Annotated in this window: 3 protein-coding genes and 1 pseudogene; all 4 read left to right on the forward strand. The window is 66.7% G+C overall.

Annotated features, from left to right (window positions below; all coding sequences use genetic code 11):
- Positions 1 to 200: pseudogene (locus ACFWPJ_RS31075) on the forward strand (hypothetical protein); the annotation flags it as partial.
- Positions 201 to 300: 100 nt separating this feature from the next.
- Positions 301 to 702, forward strand: a complete 402-nt coding sequence (locus ACFWPJ_RS31080; RefSeq protein WP_378856823.1) for a hypothetical protein — start codon at positions 301 to 303, stop codon at positions 700 to 702.
- Positions 703 to 1,067: 365 nt separating this feature from the next.
- Positions 1,068 to 1,448, forward strand: a complete 381-nt coding sequence (locus tag ACFWPJ_RS31085) for an NADH-quinone oxidoreductase subunit A (RefSeq protein WP_189028737.1) — start codon at positions 1,068 to 1,070, stop codon at positions 1,446 to 1,448.
- Between the two features lie 10 nt (positions 1,449 to 1,458).
- Complete coding sequence (locus ACFWPJ_RS31090) at positions 1,459 to 2,013, forward strand: NADH-quinone oxidoreductase subunit B family protein (RefSeq protein ID WP_019047013.1); 555 nt, start codon at positions 1,459 to 1,461, stop codon at positions 2,011 to 2,013.
- Positions 2,014 to 2,162: the final 149 nt, after the last annotated feature.

The raw sequence follows: 2,162 nt of genomic DNA on the forward strand, positions 1-2,162 counted from the left end.
CCCAGGCCTACGCCCATCACAACGTGCCCTGTTTCGACTACTACGCCGCCGACGCCGACGACCTACCGCCGTCGACCGAACTCTCCGACGTGAAACCCACCGGCGACTGGCTCGCCGACGAACACCCGAATCCGCCCATAGAACAGCCACTTCCGGTGATCCCCCTGGGCGGCAAGAAAGTCCAGGACGGCGACTGGTAACCCGCATGAGGCCTGCGGTGGACTACCTTGCCCCGCAGGTCAACCGGCTGATCCGGCGAACCTGCCACGCGGCCGGCCCGCGCGGACGTACGATCCGAGCGTGGCCGAATCGAATGGTTCCACCCCGCTGCGTGTGCTGGTCTACAGCAACGATGCCGACACCAGGCAACAGGTGATCCTGGCGCTGGGCCGTAAGCCGCGCGCCGATCTACCGGAGCTCGACTTCTTCGAGGTCGCCACCGCGCCGGTGGTCATCGAGCAGATGGACGCGGGCGGGATCGATCTGGCGATCCTCGACGGGGAATCCGCGCCTGCGGGTGGCCTCGGCATCGCCAAGCAGCTCAAGGACGAGATCGAGGAGTGCCCGCCGGTGGTCGTGCTGACCGGCAGGCCTGACGACGCCTGGCTGGCGAACTGGTCGCGCGCCGAGGCGGCGGTGTCGCACCCGATCGACCCCATGCAGCTGACCCGCGCGGTGACCACCATCCTGCTCGCCCGCTGAGCAGGCCGGGCATAGTCCCGATCCCTCGGATAGTCCGCGTCGCACAGTTCTGTCTATCACCACTGGTAACACCAGTGGTTACTCGTCGTGCGCCCGTCCGGGATTACCCCCGGATCGCTCATGAATCGCGGTACCGAAATCGATCAAACCCCGCCCCGGAAACGCGCGGCGGACCACCGAAACGGCGGTAGTCTGTGCTCTAGCTCACACGAGCGCGGGCTCTTGTATAACGCTCCGCCATCGCTGCACAGCCTTGCGCGAGCCCCGTATCGGCGGACAACGTTGTCGGCCCCGTCTCGCCAAAGCTGCCGTCCGCGGCCGGGCCACACGGCTCGACCTGCTCCAGCGAGGAGGGGAAAGCAGTCGTGAATATCGAGGTGCCCGCGCTCGTACTCGGCGCCATCGCCGCCGCGTTCGCGGTGTTCTCCGTCATCATGGCGGCGCTGATCGGCCCGAAGCGCTACAACAGGGCCAAGCTGGAACCCTACGAATGCGGCATCGAGCCGACACCGCACGCCATCGCGGGCGGCCCGGGAAACGCCACGGGACAGCGCTTTCCGGTGAAGTACTACCTCACCGCGATGTTGTTCATCATCTTCGACATCGAGATCGTGTTCCTCTACCCGTGGGCCGTGCATTTCGATGCGCTCGGGCTCTTCGGGCTCGCCGCGATGGCGCTGTTCATCGTCAATGTGTCGGTCGCCTACGCCTACGAGTGGCGGCGCGGCGGCCTGAGCTGGGAATGAGTGGGAAATAATGGGTCTCGAAGAGAAACTGCCCAGCGGGTTCCTGCTGAGCACCGTCGAGGATTTCGCCGGCTACCTGCGCAAGGGCTCGGTCTGGCCCGCGACGTTCGGCCTGGCCTGCTGCGCGATCGAGATGATGGCGACCGGCGCAGGGCGATTCGACATCGCCCGCTTCGGCATGGAGGCGTTCCGCGCCTCCCCGCGCCAGGCCGATCTGATGATCGTCGCGGGCCGGGTCAGCCAGAAGATGGCACCGGTGCTGCGCCAGGTCTACGACCAGATGACCGAACCCAAATGGGTACTGGCCATGGGCGTCTGCGCGTCCTCGGGCGGCATGTTCAACAACTACGCGATCGTGCAGGGTGTCGACCACATCGTCCCGGTCGACATCTACCTACCCGGCTGCCCGCCGCGCCCGGAGATGCTGCTCAACGCGATCCTCGCGCTGCACGCCAAGATCGCCGAGATGCCGATGGGCGTCAACCGCGAGGAAGCGATCCGCGCCGCCGAACAGGCCGCGCTGGCCAGCACGCCGACCATCCGGATGGAGGGCCTGCTGCGATGACCTTCGACGCGCCCGACAACGCCGACAGCAATGCGGGACAAAACATTCCGGAGGAAACTCCCACCGCACCCACACCTCCGTCCCCACCTGAGGACGCGGTGATCGGCACCCGCCGCGGCATGTTCGGTGTCACCGGCACCGGTGACACC

Origin of the sequence: Nocardia sp. NPDC058497 (assembly GCF_042720195.1) — a bacterium.
Lineage (GTDB): Bacteria > Actinomycetota > Actinomycetes > Mycobacteriales > Mycobacteriaceae > Nocardia.

Excerpts from the sequence above, each read along its gene's own strand:
- ACFWPJ_RS31090 (WP_019047013.1), top strand. The coding sequence starts at position 1,459 with ATGGGTCTCGAAGAGAAACTGCCCAGCGGGTTCCTGCTGAGCACCGTC.